The sequence below is a fragment of the uncultured Stenotrophomonas sp. genome, from assembly GCF_913778665.1.
In the GTDB taxonomy this organism is placed as follows: domain Bacteria; phylum Pseudomonadota; class Gammaproteobacteria; order Xanthomonadales; family Xanthomonadaceae; genus Stenotrophomonas.
Genome location: NZ_CAJYVQ010000011.1, coordinates 120556 through 137524, shown reverse-complemented (window position 1 = coordinate 137524; position 16969 = coordinate 120556). Strand labels below are relative to the sequence as shown.

Genomic DNA, 16969 nt, shown 5'->3' with positions numbered 1-16969 from the left:
TCAGAGTAGGTCCCGCCCGGTTGCGACCAAGCGCGGGCTGGGTGATGACGGCATGTGAATTCCCGCCCGAATACTCCGCACAATCTTCACGAGCGGCGGGCGGAGTTCGCAGCCACCTGACCCATCAATGTCAGGGTACCGCGCCGGCTTGGGCGATACATCATCGCATCCGACCAAGCGCGCGTTGCCGACAGTCTGGCGCGACGGGCAATCACCACACATCAGCGTCGTAGCACCGGGTATTGCACCCAGTTGGCCTGCAGGTGTCCGTGTGATCCCACCGCAGGTGCTGCACCGGACGCGGACCGGCCGGACGTATTCAATGCAGTTCACACCGGTAGCGGCATCGAGTTCCAGAGCATGCAACAGGCCTGTGTGGGGCATGGGGCGGGCCTTGAGTCATCTGCCGCGAGCGTAAGGGGTCCCTCCTGCACGGAGGCCGCATTGCACGCCGTTTGTCGGCCCAAACCCAACGGATTCACAAAATGCACATGATGGGAACAACGCCGGGGCGCAGGTGGCCTATCCTAGCGGCACGGAATCTTGGGGGATTCACTACAGGAGCAGCCAAATGCCGATCAGGGCAGTCGCATACGTGAGCGAAGCGGGCCCAGCCGTTGCAGGAGACCCGCTGGGCCTGTGCAGCGGCAAGCTGGACGATCTGGTCGATGACGCCGCCCGATTCAACCGGAGTGCCGGCGTCACAGGTGTGCTGCTGTTCGACGGCACCCGGTTCCTGCAGTACATGGAGGGGCCCGAAGACGGTTTGAGAGTGGCGTACTCGCGAGTGGTGGGTGCTTCCAGCCACGCAGGTCTCATCGAGTTGCAGCGCGGCAGGGTGGGCAACCGGCGGCTCCCGTTCTGGCCGATGCGCTGGTTGCCGACGCAGCCGGAGGAGTTGAAACGACTTGCCTGCGCGGACTGGTCCGGGTTTGCCCAGCACAGCGGTGACGATGCGACAGCCGTAACGGCGATGGATATCCTTGCCAGGCTGGTGAAGCCCTATGCCGTCGCCGCGTAATGCACCGGCTTGGCGGCCTGGGTGGTCGCGCATCGGTGGATTGGCCACGAGAGCACGTGGCTGTCCGGGCCATGCCAGTCGCTTTTCCGCCCCACCGGCGCTAGCGCGCGGGCGGTGACCCTCAGGCTTCGGCGGCCGCATCCCCATCGCAGGGCATGCAGCGCTCCTTCTTGGGCTTGCGACCCAGGTGATGGTCACCGCCAGCGCCGCAACAAATGCCCCCAGGCTGCCGGACAAGCGCGCCGTCGCGGCCACGATACGGGCGAAGCCCCGGCGGATCTCTCGTCACCTCCTGCGGCCTCCTCGTCTGTACGGCGGTCTGGCAGCCTGACCCGGTCCCCAAGGCGTTTGGCCTGCTCTTCTGGCGTTGGCGCCGCGACGAAGGGAGCGATCGGGCCACTGCCGGGGAGAGTTTCCGCAGCGCTTCGTCATGATTGCGGTGGTTGTGAAGATATGACCGCAGCGGACTGGCAGGATCGGGGGGCTGCGCTTCTGGGTCCGGGCGGGGAAGGTCTTTCTGATCTCGTTGCACGGTGCGTCTCCAAGTACACCGCCACGGTTCGGGGGGCGCGCCCAGCCAGGAAGTGCGCCGTGGGCGGCGTCATCAAAAGTGCGGCAAAGTCGTGTCAAACCCTCCGGCAATGCAAGCTAACACTCCAGGAGTGTGGCGCGGTCCGCGTCGCGGGCTTGGCGCCAGGCGCATGTGATGGATGAGCCCAGCAGGGGTTTTCATGCGCCGGACGCGGACACGCTGCTGCAGCTGGGGCAGGCCAGCTGACACCATCCCATGTGGGGCTGACTCATTCTGTTGTACTGTGGCCAGTGCTCGCAGCGCCCATCAGCGAGAGGATGCACAGGTGAACGCTTCCATGCTCCCAAGAATCGTCGGCTTCGATGTCCCGTTGCTGCATGAGCGTGTAGACGCATCCAGCGACGAGGCCATCACCGCGCTGCTGGATCTGGCGCCCGGCGCCCGCTGGACAGAGATGTTCCTCATCAAGTGCAGCGCCCTGGCGTCCCAGCTCCAGCTGGCGAATGTTCGCATTGAAGGCGCGAGGATCTACTTCTACGGATCCGTAAGCGATTCCCGTGGACTTGCCGACGCGGTGGTGTCCATTGTCCACCTACTGAATGATGAGCTGATGCGCGAGCGGAATCACGCAGCCAGCTGCACCTAGGCGCAGCCAGGCAGCGACCAGCACCGATCGGCAATCTCTGCTGCGCCCGGATGGCCGCGCAGGCTCGATCGCTTCGCAAGCCTGCCCTGCAGATCGTCGATCCATGCCGACCGGGCGCCGTGCGGATCTCTCACATAGATATCGCAGGCAAGCCGGATAACCCGCGCCACTTCATATCGGAAGCTCATCGCGGGCAGGGTGCCCAGGTTGAACGCGGCTTTCCAATGGGCCAGTTCACGCTCTACGTCCACAACGTGCTCGCTTCTTCCATGGATCATGGCGTTCCCCCTTTTCGAAACCCCACTGTACACGCTTGTTGCCGCGGGCCTGTTCATGACCGTTGTTCATATGGGGCACCTTTCCGTACGTTCCCGTAACAACAATACGCCCACAGTCAATCGGCAGCGGACTTGCTGCCACGGAGAATCGAAATGAACAGCGCTCCCGAACAGAACAGGAATGACCGCTCCAACGCTTCCTCTGAAGCAGAACACCCCACGCAGGAGGAGCAGCTCGAGTGGAGCGAACCCGGCGGGAAGGAGCCTGGCAAGCAAGGGCAGCAACAGCAGCAGGACAACAAGGATCGCGAGAGCGCGAGGCCAGCGGACGAGAAAAAGGGCGGTCTCGGCGGCGATACGCGCCGCTGAGGAACAGGAGGAGCCGCGCGCCGCGCGGCTGCTTCCGCGCAGCAGACAGGGAGCGCGCATGTCCTCGCAAAGCCAGGCGATCAGCCTGATGACCAAGATCATGTACCAGTGCCGCCCGGAGAAAACCACAACAATGGCGCAATGCCGTTGCTGCCGCGCGCCCAGCCCTGGCGGGATGGAGTGCGCACGGTGCTTGACAGAAAGGCTCGGCGACACGATTCACAATCGTGGCGCCGCGTTCGGCTGGCTGGAATCGTTCCGCAGGGTCCAGCAGGACGAAGCACACGTTTTCGAATGCGCAAAGCGCGCCGATGCCGCATCTTCCTAGGCGTCGCATCCGGACCTGACATCGCGCAAGCGTATGCTCGGGTCATCCAGGAGCAACGCAATGACTTTTCCGATCTGCATTTACGATAGAACGGGCACGGGGCTCCGGCTGCCTACAGGCTGGTGGATCGACCTTCAATCCGATCTGCCTGCACTCGTGAAGGGCGCTACGCGCATCGATCTTCCGCGATCTTCAAAAGACGAGCATCCACGATTGGATCCTGAGGTTCTCAGGGATCTTTTCCGGCGCATTGGAGGCTCGCAGTGGCTAGGTTGAATCCGGCCCAGTCCCTGGGAGTGCGCTGGCTGTTCTTTCGCCTTCGCAACGGGCAGTCCATCAGCCCCGCCAGGTTGATGTCTGTCTGGTCTGAGGCGGCAGAATCCAACGACTGCGCCGTGCGCCGCGAGATCATTGACGGCGCCGGCTACGTCTATGCCCTGTACGCGCCCAACAGCCTGCTTTCCCCCCGGCGCGTGGAGCTGCGCATGAGGGCGCTGCTGGAGGAGGCGGGCTACGCCTTCACGATGGGTAGCCTGGCAGGGCGTCACCCCGGCGACGGTTGAGGCGCGGCGCTGAGGCGCCGGCCCAACAGTCCATGACAGCCGCTCTCATTCGGGGACACCAGGCTCCAGTGGTTCGTCAGGTGCGGGATCGAAGAGCGCCAGCATCTGCTCACGCCGGCACTGTTCGAGCCAGTGGTGCCATATCTCCACCTCGTCCATCAGCCCGGTGGCACCGCACGCGGGGCACGTGAGCGTCGTGCCCAACGGACTCGTCTTGATGCCCTCGTCCCGAGTCATTGATGAGCGCAAGCCGCAGCTCTTGCAGGTGGATCGCAACTGATCGAGGCGGACGATGGCGCCATTGCGCGCAAGAAGGGGCTGGATCGTGTGGATCCGGAAGGCATTGGGAGGATGCATGGCCGTGTCGTCTGGGGCTGGACACGGGAGCAAAGGATTCTGCGCCGGAGAAGAGCCGTGAGAGCGCAGTGTCCTCTGCTGGAGGTTAACCCTTCATCAAGGTGCACGCCGCGCTCCATGGTTGGCCTGAAATTCCACGGCCGCAACCGTGTATTAGCGGGCAATCGGCGCTCATCCGGTGCCGGTCCTGCTTGTGGGCAGGAGGGGCTCCGCCATCACAACGGAGCCCGGTCGCTCATTTTTCCTGCAGGAAGGTCAGCAGGTCCTGGTTGACCTTGTCCTTGTGGGTATCGGTCAGGCCGTGCGGCGCCCCCTGGTAGACAATCAGCCTGGCGCCTTTGATGAGCTTTGCCGATTGGCGGCCGGAGATGTCGATTGGCACGATCTGATCGTCGTCACCGTGGATCACCAGGGTGGGTACATCGAACTTCTTCAGGTCCGCGCGGAAATCGGTGGCCGAGAACGCGGCGATCGAATCGTAGGTGTTCTTGTGGCCGCCCTGCATGCCCTGCGCCCACCACGCGTCGATCAGCGTCTGCGACACCTTCGCGCCCGGGCGGTTGAAGCCGTAGAACGGGCCCGAGGGGATGTCCTTGTACAGCTGGGCGCGGTTCTCCATCTGTGCTTTGCGGATGCCATCGAACACTTCAATCGGCAGGCCGTCGGGGTTGTCGGCGGTCTTCAGCATGAACGGCGGCACCGAGCTGATCAGCACCGCCTTCTTCACGCGGCTGGTGCCATGGCGGCCGATGTAGCGGGCCACTTCACCGCCGCCGGTAGAGAAGCCCACCAGCGTCACCTCATGCAGGTCGAGCGTGTTGATCACCGTGGCCAGGTCATCGGCATAGTGATCCATGTCGTTGCCCTCCCACGGCTGGCTGGAACGACCGTGGCCACGACGGTCATGCGCAATGACGCGGTAGCCGTGGTCAGCCAGGAAGATCATCTGCGATTCCCAGCTGTCCGAGTTCAACGGCCAGCCGTGGCTGAAGGTGACGACCGGGCCGTCCTTCGGGCCCCAGTCCTTGTAGTAGAGCTGCACGCCATCGGTGGTGGTGATGTAACTGGCCGTACGCGTGATGCTGGTAATGGCCGCCGGCTTGGACGGTTCGGCAGCCAGCGCGGGCAGGCCGGCCTGAACCGAAAGGGCGAGCGTGGCAATGGCCAAGGAACGGGCGAAGGTATTCATGCGAGGACTCTCATGGGTGGGCGGTGAAACGTACTTTGCGCCTGCAATCAGGCGTCCGGGTGATGAACCGTCCGGATTTCTTGATAGATCGTCCTGCGCTGACGTGCGCGGACGTGCAACGTGCCATCGCCGGTTGACAAGGTAGAACGATCGTTCTACCTTGCAGCCATGAGCAAGGCCACCACCGATACCCAACAGAAGATCCTGGCCACGGCCGAAGCGCTGATCTACCAGAACGGGATCCACGCCACCGGCATGGACCTGCTGGTAAAGACCTCCGGCGTGGCGCGGAAGAGCATCTACCGCCACTTTGAGAACAAGGAGCAGGTGGCCGTTGCGGCATTGAACGCGCGTGACGTGCGCTGGCTGGCATGGTTCCAGCAGGAGTGCGAAAAGGTCGACAGCCCGGAGGCACGCATCCTCGCCATGTTCACCGTGCTCAAAGGCTGGTTCCAGTCCGAGGACTATTGCGGCTGCGCCTTCATCAATACCGCAGGCGAGGTCGGCGACCCCGATGATCCAATTCGCCACATCGCAAAGCATCACAAGCAGAAGCTGCTGGACTACACGCTTGAACTCACCGCGCAACTGGATATCGAGCAGCCGGCCGCGCTGGCGCGGCAGTTGCTGGTCCTGATGGAAGGCGCCATCACTGTCTCGCGCGTGATGGGCGACTTCAACGCCGCAGACACTGCCAGGGATGTTGCACAAGTGTTGCTGGAGCAGGCCAGGCGCTGACGCCTGAGTCTCCTCAAAACCGTCGAAGTACCCCGTACATCCACTTGGCTGGAGGCCCCACCGTGTCCACTGAAGCTCCCCGTCCGCCACTTCCCCCTTTTACCCTTGAATCGGCCATCGAGAAGGTGCGCCTAGCCGAGGATGGCTGGAACTCCCGCGATGCCGACAAGGTCGCGCTTGCGTATTCGCTCGACACCCGCTGGCGCAACCGTGCCGAGTTCACCCGCGGCCGCGAGGAAGCGCGGCAGTTCCTGGCCCGCAAATGGAAGAAGGAACTGGAGTACCGCTTGATCAAGGAACTGTGGGCCTTCACCGGCAACAGGATTGCCGTGCGCTACGCCTATGAGTGGCGCGACGACTCCGGCAACTGGTTCCGTTCCTATGGAAACGAAAACTGGGAATTCGGAGCCGATGGCTTGATGGAACATCGGTTCTCGAGCATCAATGACGTGCCGATCAACGAAAGCGAACGCAAGTTCCATTGGCCGCTCGGGCGTCGCCCGGATGATCATCCGGGGCTGTCTGAGCTGGGCATGTGAGCACGGCTGCCCCGACGTTTGCTTCACCCTCCATTGCGTAACCTGCACGCCGCAGTACGTCATGCCTCTCTGTGAGGCATGACGCGCGCGAAAGCGCGAAGGCTGGAAACGAGTGCTTTCACTCGTACAAAAGGAGGCAGGACGCGACCGTGAGGGCAGTCCCCATCATCATCGCAGCAGCACTGGCCGCACCCTCGCTTGATGCGAGCGCGGCCGGCGAAGACCGCAGTACCGCGCCCCATTTCGATCTCGGTGGCGCCGTACGATTCAACTATGGCTGGCTCGATTACGGGCCCACCAGCCGCCTGCAGCTGGAGCTGCTTCGCGCCGACATTGATGCCGGCAGCGGGCCGTTCTCCTTCTCCGCGCAGTACCGCTGGTACGACGGTTTCGACGCCGTGCATCACGCCTACGCGGGGTGGCAGTTCACCGACGCAACGCAGCTGAAGGCCGGCATCCAACAGGTACCTTTTGGGCTGCTGCCCACGGTCTCGCAGAGTTTCTGGTTCGGATCCGGGTACTACCTGGGCATCGAAGACGACTACGATCCTGGCGTGGTGGTGATCCACCACGCCGGCAATACGACCTGGCACCTCGGCTGGTTCTCCGGTGACGAATACGGAACCGGGGCGCGCTACGACCGCTATTCCTTCGATGTGGCACAGACCGATGCGTTGCCGTATCGCGAACGGCAGCGGTTCAATGTGCGCGTCGAGCAATCGCGCGACTGGGCAGGCGGCGAGCTGCTGATCGGCGCATCGGCCTTCGCGGGGAAGGTGCAGAACACCCGCAGCCGCCGCCATCATGACCATCAGGCGGCCGCAGTGCACGCGCAGTGGCGGCGCGATGGCTGGACCACCCAGCTGCAATGGGCGCGCTACCGCTACACCGTGCCCGGCGAACGCATTGCACTGTCGGCGTTCCAAGCCCCGTTTGAAATCTCGACCGAGGCCGACGTGCCCAGCGCCAACGTTGCCTATTCCTTTGGCCCGAGCGGGTGGCTGGACGACCTGACCTGCTACAACAACCTCAGCATGACGCGCCCGGTGGAGCACAGCAGCGGGCTGCGCGATTCCTGGCAGAACGTGACCGGTTGCAGCCTGCAGAAGGGCATGATGCTCACCTATGTCGATTGGATTGCCGGCCGCAACATGTGGTTTGCCGGCGGCGATGGCATCGGCATCAGCAACGGCGGCCCGTCGCGCTGGCATTCGCGGCTGAACCTCAATATCGGGTTCTATTTCTGAAAGGCGCCGCGCGTCGGCTACGATGCTACGGCCGGCATCGTAGCCGGGGGCAGGGGGCAATGGGCATGCAGGCGGAGGGCGGACTCGATTCGCCGGCAAAGGCAGATTCGCAGGAACTGACCTTCCACTGGCTTTACCAGCGTGTGCACGGGCTGGTTGAGCACAACATCTACCCGAAGGCGGCAGGGTGGACATGCTCGGTCAGTCGACAAGATCCCAATCACCCAGCAGGCCGGGCAAGTCAGTTCGACGCCACCTTCTACATCGGCAAGTCCGCATGGCCGGAACATGCGGGACTCGTCCGCACATGCGCCGACTTGGCCTGAAGCGTCACGACGCGCTCGATGGATTCGCGCCCAGGAGGAGCCAAGTGCAGCCAGCGTAAAGCATAAGTTGCTAAGAATCCTCAGACTGACTTGACCCGTTGGCGCCGGCGCGAATGTCCTGGCGGGGACTCGACTCAGCAAGACTTGCCGCAATGGTTTGGCCGACAGCTGCATTTCGTTCCGGCCCGGGCGGCAGGGAGAGTAAGCTCACCTTCAACCATTGGACCCGGGTCTCTTATGGATCTCATCAGACTGCTGCGATCGCTTGAGGAGTTCCTCTATGAACTCGTGGGGTGGCTGGTGTTCTACCCGCGGACCCTGTGGCGGGTGCTGGTGCAGCCGGGCGAGGTAGCGCACTACACCCGCCGAGAGTTCTCCAAAGATCCGGAACATCGATTCGCCGATGCCATCAGCCCTGTGCTGATGTTGATTCTGTCAGTGGTGCTCGCGCACGCATTGGAAATGTCTACGCGCACCGCGCCCCTTGCGGTATCAGGACCCGTGGGCAAGCTGCTGTTTGAGAGCGAGCAGGGGCTGCTGCTCACCCGTTCGGCTGCCTTCTGCATCTTCGCCCTGGGGGCGGCGCTAAGCACGCTGTGGCGACAGCGCCTGCCCATCAACCGCGACACGCTACGGGAGCCCTTTTCCATCCAGGCGTTCATTGCGTGCCCGTTTGTGATTCTGCTTGCAGTTTCGCAGGCAGTCGGCTCTGCAGGTGGAGACTTCGCGCATGGCTGGGATGTGGGGATCGGAGCGCTGGCAGTTGCATGGTATTTGTGGGCGCGCACGCGCACCTTCGCAGCACTGAACGGCACAGGATGCCTCCAGGCATTTGGCTTTGTACTCGGCTCCTTCCTGGTGACGCTGGCACTGGTCGTCGCACTGACGCTCGCCTTGATTCTCTAGATCAAGCGACCGTTGTTGCAGCCGAGCCTGGAAACGAAATCCGATCAAATGCCTAACAATCGGCTAACAAAGGCCTAATTTCGCCTTAATCGGCGCGCGGCAGGATCGTGCCCCATGGACACGATCCCACAGCCGATTCCAATGGCCCCGCATCCGGGCAGATTCGCGGAAGCCAACCTCGTCGGGCTTGATCACCCACTTCGTGAACAGGTGCAGTGTTTCATCGCCGAGACCTATCGTCAGCGCTTCGGCGCTGAGGTCCGCGACTTCATGCCACAGCTGTTGGCCTACCGCGACACGCAAGGGGCGTTGGTGGCGGCGGTCGGGCTTCGGCACGCAGGCAGTGGGCCATTGTTTGTGGAGCACTATCTGGATGCACCCGTGCAGGACGCGCTGGCGCAGCACCTTTCCAGTGCGCCTCGGCGAGCGCGGATTGCGGAGGTGGGCCACTTTGCCGCGTCGACGGCGGGCATCGCACGCGAGCTGATCGTGCAGCTGGCCTGGGTCCTGCACGCCGCCGAGGTGGATTGGGTGATGTTCGTGGCGACCCAACAGCTGCGCAACGCGTTCGCCCGTCTGCATCTGGCACCGATCGAACTGATGCCCGCGCGTGCCGAGCGCATGGGCGACAGTGCGGGCGACTGGGGCCGCTACTACGAGTCGCAACCACGGGTGATGTGCGGCGATATCCGCGAAGGCATCGCCTTTCTTCGCGGAAAGGCCTGTCCGATGGATCCAATGGATGTGGCCAGTTCCGCGGAGGCGGCCGGATGAGTACTGATGCACAGAACGTCCTGCGCCTGCTGCAGCAGCATAGGCAGCCAGTACTGACCGCACAGGAGACGCTGAGTGCGTCCGAGCTGCGGTCGCGCGTACTGGACCTGGCGAAATGGCTGCAGCAGGCAGGCGTGACCTGCGTGGCCAGCCGACTGGACAACGGCCCCGATTGGATGGTGCTGGACGTGGCTCTTCGCATTGCCGAAGTGGTGCACGTACCGTTGCCCACCTTCTTCTCCGATGAGCAGGTGCAGCACGCGCTGCAGACCAGCGGCGCCCAGCTGCTGGTGCTTGCGGAGGGCGCGCCGCCGCCGTACGGGATCACGGACGCGCCCATGGCGTTGCCGGCGCTGAGTGCGCACGGATTCGGCCTGGACGCTCCTGCTGGCAGTGTGCTGCCCGCTGGCACGGCCTGCGTGACCTACACCTCGGGCAGCACAGGGCGCCCGCGCGGCGTATGCCTGTCTGCCGGAATGTTGATGGCCACGGCCGCTTCGCTGGCGGACGCAGCAGGTGACATTGCACCACGGCGGCATCTGTGCCTGATGCCGCTGTCGACGCTTCTGGAGAACGTCGCGGGATTGTATGCCGCGTTGCTGTCGGGCGCCGAGATCGCGCTGCCGTCCCTGCAGGAGATTGGCTACACCGGCGCAGCAGGGCTGGATGTTCCCACGCTGCTGAGTTGCCTCAATCGTTACCGTCCCGAGAGCATCATTCTCGTGCCACAACTGCTCCTGGCCCTGGTCATGGCGGCAGAGCGGGGCGCTGAGCTGCCGGCATCACTGCGATACCTGGCCGTTGGTGGAGGTCGTGTTTCTCCCGGACTTCTTTCGCGGGCGCGGCGTCTTGGGCTGCCGGTGTTCGAAGGCTACGGCCTGACCGAGTGCGGGTCGGTGGTGTGCCTGAATCGTCCGGCCGCCCAGCGCGATGGCACCGTTGGCCAGCCCCTGCCACATGTACAGGTGCAGATCGTGGACGGAGAAATCGTGGTTTCCGGTGCGCGTGCACTGGGTTATCTGGGCGGCGAGGCGCTGCCGGAGGGGCCGATCCACACCGGTGATCTGGGACACATCGATGCCGACGGCTTTGTGCAAGTGACCGGGCGGCGCAAGAACGTATTCATCACTGCGTTTGGCCGCAACGTGTCGCCCGAATGGGTGGAGAGCGAACTGCTTTCGCACCCGGCCATCGCGCAGGCCCTGGTCTGGGGAGAAGGGCAGGCCGACAACGTGGCATTGCTGGTTCCGCGCTTTGCGCAGCAGGGCTCCGCCGCGCTCGACGCGGCATTGTCCGCCATCAACGCCGGCCTGCCCGACTATGCGCGCATCGCGCGCTACGTCACCGTTGCGCCGTTCAGTGCGAACGCCGGTCTATTGACCGCCAATGGTCGCATTCGTCGCGAGGCCATCCTCGCCCATTACCAGGCAGAGATCGACGCCGCCTACCGGCGCTCTGCGTTCAGCACCACCGGAGACCCCGCATGAGCTTCCACGATCACCTTCTTGCCCAGACCGCCAGTGAGCGCCAGTCGCTGCTGCAGATTCCCATCATCGGCGATGCACTCGCGGGTCGCATCGACCGCGGCGACTATCTGGCCTTCCTGCAGCAGGCGTACCACCACGTACGCCACACGGTACCGCTGCTGATGGCCTGCGGCTCGCGCCTGCCTACGCGCCTGGAATGGCTGCGGACCGCGATCGGTGAGTACATCGAAGAAGAGATGGGCCACCAGGAATGGGTACTGGACGATATTGCAGGTGCCGGTGGTGATCGGTCCGCGGCTGCGGCATCCGAACCCGCACTGGCCACCGAACTCATGGTCAGCTACGCCTACGACACCATCCAGCGCGGCAACCCGGTGGGCTTCTTCGGCATGGTACTGGTACTGGAGGGCACCAGTGTGGCGCTGGCGACGCAGGCTGCCAACACGCTCCAGGCGTCGCTGGATCTTCCGCGCAACGCCTTCAGCTATCTGCTCTCGCATGGCGATCTGGACATCGAGCATGTCGGCTTCTTCAAATCGCTGATGGACAGGCTGGATGATCCCGGCGACCAGCAGGCCGTTATCCACGCGGCACGCCGCTTCTACGTGCTGTACGGCGATATCTTCCGCACCCTGCGCAGTGGCGGCGCGCGTATGGCGGAGGCGGCCTGATGGACCTGCGTGGACGTACGGTCGTTCTGACCGGAGCCAGCGGCGGCATCGGAAGGTTGCTCTGCGGAGGCCTGGTGGGCGAGGGCGCGCAGGTCGTGGCGGTGGGGCGGGACCACGATCGGCTGCAGGCGCTGACCGACGCGTTGCCGGAAGGGGCTGTCATCCCGATGGTTGCCGATATCGGCGCGGGGGCGGGCCGTAGCGCGTTGCTGGCGAAAGTGGATGCGCTACCCAGGCCGCCTTCGGTGCTTGTCGTCGGCCATGCCACCGCTGCCTTCGGATTGTTCGGCGCGCAGACCGAGCAGGCATTGGAACAGCTGATGCAGGCCAACCTGGTCGGCTCCATGCTGCTGATCCATGCGCTGCTGCCCGTGTTGGAGCGGCAGCCGCAAGCCAGCGTGGCCGTTCTCGGCTCAACGTTCGGCAGCCTGGCCTTCCCGGGTTTTGCCGCATACAGCGCCAGCAAGTTCGGATTGCGCGGCCTGGTCGAAGGACTGGGCCGCGAGTATGCCGCCAGTACAGTCAAGTTCCAGTACCTGTCACCACGCGCCACCCGCACCGATTTCAACAGCGCTGCCGTGGACGCCATGAACGCGGAACTGGGCGTGTCCCACGATTCAGCCGAGAAGGTCGCATCGGCCTTGTTGCAAGCACTGCGCTCTGGCAATCCGCGCTTGCAGCTTGGCTGGCCAGAGCGGCTGTTCGCCCGGTTGAACGGCCTGCTGCCAGAGCTGGTGGACCGTAGCCTCCGCAAGCAGTTGCCCATCGTCAGGCGCCATGCCAGCAGTGGCACCACCGCAGCGAGTTCTTCCGCATCCTCTCCCAGCAAGGACACCTCCCATGAAGCGCACGCAGGGTAAGACCATGTTCTATCTCATTCTTATTGCCGCAGCCGTATTGGTCGGGGTCGCTGTGGCAGCTGAACCATCAGTGCCGGTGACGCAGATCCGTGACCGCTGGGCGCAGATCAACTACCAGACGCCCAAGCCGCAGCGCGAGGCGGCGTTCATGGCCCTGTCCAAGCAGGCCGCACAAGCCCGGCAAGCGGCCCCCAGGGATGCCGGTGCGCTGATCTGGGAGGGCATCGTGCTGTCCAGCCTTGCGGGCGAGAAAGGTGGCATGGGCGCACTCAGCCTGGTCAAGCAGGCCCGCGCCGATTTCGAGGCCGCGCTGAAACTGGATCCCCGGGCCCTGGATGGCGCGGCGTATACCAGTCTGGGCGCGCTCTACTACCAGGTTCCGGGCTGGCCGCTGGGCTTCGGCGATGACGATCAGGCGCGGCAGATGCTGAAAAAGGGGCTGGATATCGATCCCAACGGCATTGATGCCAACTATTTCTACGGCGATTTCCTGCGCGATCAGAAGGAGTGGGGCCCGGCCCAGGCAGCGCTGCAGAAGGCGCTGGCAGCACCGGCCCGGCCAGGACGGGATGTGGCCGATGCCGGCCGCCGGCATGAGATCGAGGCCAAACTGCACGATGTGATGGGCCATATTGCAAAGTGAAGTCCGCGACTGGACACTGCCTTCATGCGCATCCTCCTCGTCGAAGACGACCGCTCCCTGGGTGAAGGCATCCGGACCGCACTTCGGCGGGGCGCGTTCGCCGTGGACTGGGTGGAAGACGGCACGGCCGCCCTCCTGGCTGCGCAGGACGGAGATTTTGATCTGGTGGTGCTCGATCTGGGTCTGCCACGGGTAGACGGCATCGAAGTGATCCGCCGCCTTCGGGCGGCGGCAAACCCGGTGCCAATTCTGGTGCTCAGTGCCCGTGAACGCCCGGCCGACCGTACGCTCGGGCTGGACGTCGGGGCAGATGACTACCTCGGGAAGCCCTTCGATACCGCCGAGCTGCTGGCACGCGTCCGCGCGCTCGTCAGGCGCAGCAGCGGACGTTCGCATCCCACGCTGGACGCCGGTGACCTCCATCTTGATCCGGCGACGCTGGAGGCGCGATGGAAGGGACGGACGCTGGATCTGACCCGCCGCGAGTTCTCGCTGCTGAGATTGTTGATGGAGCAGAACGGGCGGCCAATGGCGCGAGAAACGATCCAGAAGCACCTCTACGGCTGGGATGAGGACGTCGCCAGCAACGCGGTGGACGTTCATGTGCATCAGCTGCGGCGCAAGGTCGACCCTGCGATCGTGCGTACCGTGCGGGGCATCGGGTATGCGCTGGGGCAGTCGCCGGAGCCGGATGCATGAGGTCGATGCGACGTACCCTGCTGCTGACCCTGCTGAGCACCTTGGCGGTTCTGATGGCCGTGGCTGGATTCTTCAGCTATCGCGCCGGCCTACAGGAGGCGGGGGAAATGTTCGATGCCCGGCTGGTGCAGTCCACGCGGGTACTGATGGGCCTGGTAGATGAGCCGCTAAGTGATCTGACTGCGTTTCCGGGCGACCCCGTTGTGCTGCGTGGTTGGCACGGGCACGCTGAAGGCGTGGGGGACGCGCTGGCGTTCAGCGATGGCCATGCCTATGAGAGCAAGCTTGCCTTCCAGGTATGGGACGCGAAGCAGCGCCTGTTGCTCCGCTCCGACAGCGCTCCTACCCGGCCACTGGCTGCATTGGTGGCCGGCTATGCCAGTCCCGTGATCGACGGGGAACAATGGCGCACCTTCACGCTGCAGACACGTGGGGGCCGATGGTTCCAGTCTGGCGAGCGGTCGGACATCCGCGAAGAGCTGGCCGAAGATATTGCAGGAGGCACCCTGCTGCCGTTGCTGCTGGCGCTGCCGCTGATGGCGCTGGTGATCTGGTGGAGCGTCAATTACGTGACCCGCTCGCTGCAGAGCGTCTCGGACCAGATCGGCAGGCGTGATCCCGAGCGCATGTCGCCACTGGACGCGGCTGACGTGCCGCGCGAGGCGCGAGGACTGGTGCAGGCAGTGAACGGTCTGCTTGCGCGACTGAACGACGCACTGGCGCGTGAGCGGCGGTTTGTAGCCGATGCCGCACATGAGTTGCGCACCCCGATCAGTGCGCTCAAAGTGCATGCAGACAACGCACGCATGGCGCCGGATGATGCAGGAAGGGTGCGCGCGCAGGAGATGGTCAGCGACTCAGTAGCGCGGCTGGAGCGGCTTGCTTCGCAGCTGCTCACACTCAACCGCGCAGAAGCCGTATCCCGATTGACTTCGGTGCGCCTGAGCCTGGACGGCCTGGTCGGCATGGAGGTGGATGCGCTGCGTCCTATCCTTTCCGTAAATCGACAGTACATCGAACTGAAGCTGGACAGCGCGGAGATCAGGGGTGATGAGGCCGCGCTGACTGCGCTGGTTCGTAACCTGCTGGAGAACGCGGTGCGCTACACCCCCGTCGGCGGTCGCCTGAATGTCTGCGTGATGCAGGAGGAGGGAAAGGTGTTTCTCATCATCGCCGACAGCGGTCCCGGCATCGCCGAGGAAGAGCGCGATCGCGTCTTTGACCGCTTCTACCGAACGCTGGGGAGCCGGGTTCAGGGCAGCGGGTTGGGGCTGTCCATTGTCAGGGAGGTGGCCGATGCCCACGGCGCGGACGTGACGCTGGGCAGTTCACAGAAACTGGGCGGGCTTGAGGTGAAGGTGAGCTGGCCAGCCGGCTCGGCGTACCGAGCCGCCATTGACAGCTGAGTGCCAGGCGGCCGGGCCTGGGAAGGCTCTCAGTTGCATTGGAGCACCGCCGTACATGCTGCGGCATGCGCCAGAAAAGAAGGTGTCCGCCATACGCTCGCTCGCGGGCATCTCCTGCACCTGCCTGGGCCTGCCCTGGACATCCTGTCAGCTGTATTTCGGACGGGCCGAGTTATCCATTGTATTTGTCGGCTTGATCGCCGCTGGCATCGTCGCGCTTCTCCAAAGTAAGCGCAGTGACAGTGCGTCGATCCTGATCGTCGCCCACCGAGCATGGTTCTTCTGGCGGCGATCTTCGGCATCTACCGCATGGATATCGGCAAGCGCCTGCACCTGGAGCGTGAGCTCGGACGCGTAGCGCACAACGACGAGATTTCCGGGTGCTTGGCTCCACTTGGACCACCTCGTCCCACCCTGACACCTTCGCTTCGAGTGGAGGTGGCTCGCGCTACCGTTCGCGGGTCTCAGAAGAAGGGCAGACGGCCTCGCGTTAGCTACGCGAGCGTGGAGTACGGCTCGCCGATTCTGGCCACGCGCTGGGATCTGATCGGGCGGTCGGTCACTCGCCAGGGATGGCTGCATCTGGCCGTGGTCACCAGCGTCCAGACCCGTTTCCAAGCGTCTGGCTGAAGCGCTGGTGGTGAGAGTATTTGCCAATGCTTGGGCTCTGCATCCACAACGACCCGGCCTGATCTTCCATTCAGATCGAGGTGGACAGTACTGGGAAAACGAGTTTCGTTAGCTGCTGCAGTCCCATGACGTGGTCCAAAGCATGAGCCGGCTTGGCACTTGTTGGGACAACGCGGTGGCCGGAAGCTCCTTTGCGACTCTCAAGACAGAAGAGGCTGCCGAGCCTTACGTCAGTAGGGAACAAGCCAGCCAGTCCATCGCTGTTCATATCCACGGCCTCTACAATCCAGCCCGGCCACACTCGGCGCTGGGCTACCACTCGCCTAACAACTACGCCCGGCAGCTCCGGGCTGCCGCCTGAAACGACTTCATGGCGTCCGTTTTCAGGGGCAGATCAGCTTTACCCCTGCCTGAGGAACTGGGCATTGGCTTCGCACCCTTCAGTCCGCTTGGCGCTGGCTTCCTGACCGGACCGATTGACGAGCACACGCAGTTCAATGCGACGGACTTCCGCAACCCGGTAACGCGCTTATCCATGGAGTCACGCCGGGCCAACATAGACTTGGTCGACGTAGTGAAAGCGGTGGCCGCAGCGAAGAAAGCTACGCGCGCGCAGGCCGCTCTGGCGTGGCTGCTTGCCCAAAGGTCGTACATTTCGCCCATTCCTGGCACGACCAAGCTTCACTGGCTGGATGAGAATCTGGGTGCCGTGGATCTGGCGTTGGATGGAGCCGACCTGGCACGCATCAGTGCCAGTGGC

At 63.9% G+C, this 16969-nt stretch carries 21 protein-coding genes and 1 pseudogene; 18 read left to right on the top strand and 4 right to left on the bottom strand.

The features are described 5' to 3' along the window. Window positions 1-571: 571 nt before the first annotated feature. Both QZ853_RS15875 and QZ853_RS15870 read left to right on the top strand, forming a co-directional pair. Window positions 572-1021, top strand: a complete 450-nt coding sequence (locus QZ853_RS15875; protein WP_295575184.1) for a BLUF domain-containing protein — start codon at window positions 572-574, stop codon at window positions 1019-1021. Between the two features lie 857 nt (window positions 1022-1878). Then, complete coding sequence (locus tag QZ853_RS15870) at window positions 1879-2199, top strand: hypothetical protein (protein WP_295575183.1); 321 nt, start codon at window positions 1879-1881, stop codon at window positions 2197-2199. Here QZ853_RS15870 and QZ853_RS15865 read toward each other — a convergent pair. Further along, a complete protein-coding gene (locus QZ853_RS15865; protein ID WP_295575180.1) occupies window positions 2196-2450 on the bottom strand; it encodes a hypothetical protein in 255 nt (84 codons plus the stop codon). The two genes, QZ853_RS15870 and QZ853_RS15865, sit on opposite strands and share 4 nt — an antisense overlap. Before the next feature lie 180 nt (window positions 2451-2630). Between QZ853_RS15865 and QZ853_RS15860 the strand changes: the two genes are divergently transcribed. The 3 genes from QZ853_RS15860 to QZ853_RS15850 all read left to right on the top strand — a co-directional run bounded on the left by QZ853_RS15860 (window position 2631) and on the right by QZ853_RS15850 (window position 3737). Beyond that, window positions 2631-2846: a hypothetical protein gene (locus QZ853_RS15860; protein ID WP_295575178.1), complete on the top strand. Its 216-nt coding sequence runs from the start codon at window positions 2631-2633 to the stop codon at window positions 2844-2846. 58 nt (window positions 2847-2904) lie between these two features. Continuing rightward, entirely contained in the window at window positions 2905-3174 is a 270-nt protein-coding gene (locus tag QZ853_RS15855; RefSeq protein WP_295575176.1) for a hypothetical protein, read from the top strand. Between the two features lie 263 nt (window positions 3175-3437). Continuing rightward, window positions 3438-3737, top strand: a complete 300-nt coding sequence (locus QZ853_RS15850) for a hypothetical protein (RefSeq protein WP_295575175.1) — start codon at window positions 3438-3440, stop codon at window positions 3735-3737. A 45-nt stretch (window positions 3738-3782) separates the two neighbouring features. Here QZ853_RS15850 and QZ853_RS15845 read toward each other — a convergent pair whose 3' ends face one another. Further along, a complete protein-coding gene (locus QZ853_RS15845) occupies window positions 3783-4094 on the bottom strand; it encodes a hypothetical protein (protein ID WP_295575173.1) in 312 nt (103 codons plus the stop codon). A gap of 235 nt (window positions 4095-4329) precedes the next feature. Beyond that, on the bottom strand, window positions 4330-5283 hold the full coding sequence (locus tag QZ853_RS15840; RefSeq protein WP_295575170.1) for an alpha/beta hydrolase: 954 nt from the start codon (window positions 5281-5283) through the stop codon (window positions 4330-4332). A gap of 168 nt (window positions 5284-5451) precedes the next feature. Here QZ853_RS15840 and QZ853_RS15835 point away from each other — a divergent pair, with 168 nt between their 5' ends. The 12 genes from QZ853_RS15835 (at window position 5452) to QZ853_RS15780 (ending at window position 15579) form a co-directional block, all read left to right on the top strand. Further along, window positions 5452-6021: a TetR family transcriptional regulator gene (locus QZ853_RS15835; RefSeq protein ID WP_295575168.1), complete on the top strand. Its 570-nt coding sequence runs from the start codon at window positions 5452-5454 to the stop codon at window positions 6019-6021. Between the two features lie 62 nt (window positions 6022-6083). Next, on the top strand, window positions 6084-6560 hold the full coding sequence (locus QZ853_RS15830) for a nuclear transport factor 2 family protein (RefSeq protein WP_295575165.1): 477 nt from the start codon (window positions 6084-6086) through the stop codon (window positions 6558-6560). 149 nt (window positions 6561-6709) lie between these two features. Next, window positions 6710-7807, top strand: a complete 1098-nt coding sequence (locus QZ853_RS15825; protein WP_295575163.1) for a hypothetical protein — start codon at window positions 6710-6712, stop codon at window positions 7805-7807. Between the two features lie 59 nt (window positions 7808-7866). Continuing rightward, the gene (locus tag QZ853_RS15820) at window positions 7867-8133 is read left to right on the top strand and encodes a hypothetical protein (protein ID WP_295575160.1); all 267 of its coding nucleotides are present in this window, start codon (window positions 7867-7869) and stop codon (window positions 8131-8133) included. Between the two features lie 237 nt (window positions 8134-8370). Then, entirely contained in the window at window positions 8371-9039 is a 669-nt protein-coding gene (locus tag QZ853_RS15815; protein ID WP_295575157.1) for a hypothetical protein, read from the top strand. Window positions 9040-9153: 114 nt separating this feature from the next. Further along, on the top strand, window positions 9154-9813 hold the full coding sequence (locus QZ853_RS15810; protein ID WP_295575154.1) for a thermostable hemolysin: 660 nt from the start codon (window positions 9154-9156) through the stop codon (window positions 9811-9813). Beyond that, window positions 9810-11300: an AMP-binding protein gene (locus tag QZ853_RS15805; protein WP_295576286.1), complete on the top strand. Its 1491-nt coding sequence runs from the start codon at window positions 9810-9812 to the stop codon at window positions 11298-11300. Before QZ853_RS15810 ends, QZ853_RS15805 begins: the two co-directional genes overlap by 4 nt. After that, window positions 11297-11971, top strand: coding sequence for an iron-containing redox enzyme family protein (locus QZ853_RS15800; RefSeq protein WP_295575151.1), 675 nt, complete (start codon window positions 11297-11299; stop codon window positions 11969-11971). The genes QZ853_RS15805 and QZ853_RS15800 overlap by 4 nt, the downstream gene beginning before the upstream one ends. Continuing rightward, on the top strand, window positions 11971-12831 hold the full coding sequence (locus QZ853_RS15795; RefSeq protein WP_295575148.1) for an SDR family oxidoreductase: 861 nt from the start codon (window positions 11971-11973) through the stop codon (window positions 12829-12831). The genes QZ853_RS15800 and QZ853_RS15795 overlap by 1 nt, the downstream gene beginning before the upstream one ends. After that, a complete protein-coding gene (locus QZ853_RS15790) occupies window positions 12812-13474 on the top strand; it encodes a hypothetical protein (RefSeq protein ID WP_345777908.1) in 663 nt (220 codons plus the stop codon). Before QZ853_RS15795 ends, QZ853_RS15790 begins: the two co-directional genes overlap by 20 nt. Before the next feature lie 24 nt (window positions 13475-13498). After that, window positions 13499-14173 (top strand): response regulator transcription factor, encoded by a 675-nt coding sequence (locus QZ853_RS15785; RefSeq protein WP_049455266.1) that lies wholly within the window; start codon window positions 13499-13501, stop codon window positions 14171-14173. Window positions 14174-14190: 17 nt separating this feature from the next. Next, entirely contained in the window at window positions 14191-15579 is a 1389-nt protein-coding gene (locus QZ853_RS15780; RefSeq protein WP_295576279.1) for an ATP-binding protein, read from the top strand. Window positions 15580-15726: 147 nt separating this feature from the next. Here the strand turns inward: QZ853_RS15780 and QZ853_RS15775 are convergent, their stop codons facing one another. Continuing rightward, window positions 15727-15942, bottom strand: coding sequence for a hypothetical protein (locus QZ853_RS15775; protein ID WP_295575145.1), 216 nt, complete (start codon window positions 15940-15942; stop codon window positions 15727-15729). A gap of 667 nt (window positions 15943-16609) precedes the next feature. Here QZ853_RS15775 and QZ853_RS15770 point away from each other — a divergent pair. Further along, a pseudogene (locus QZ853_RS15770) lies at window positions 16610-16966 on the top strand (aldo/keto reductase); the annotation flags it as partial. Between the last annotated feature and the right edge of the window lie 3 nt (window positions 16967-16969).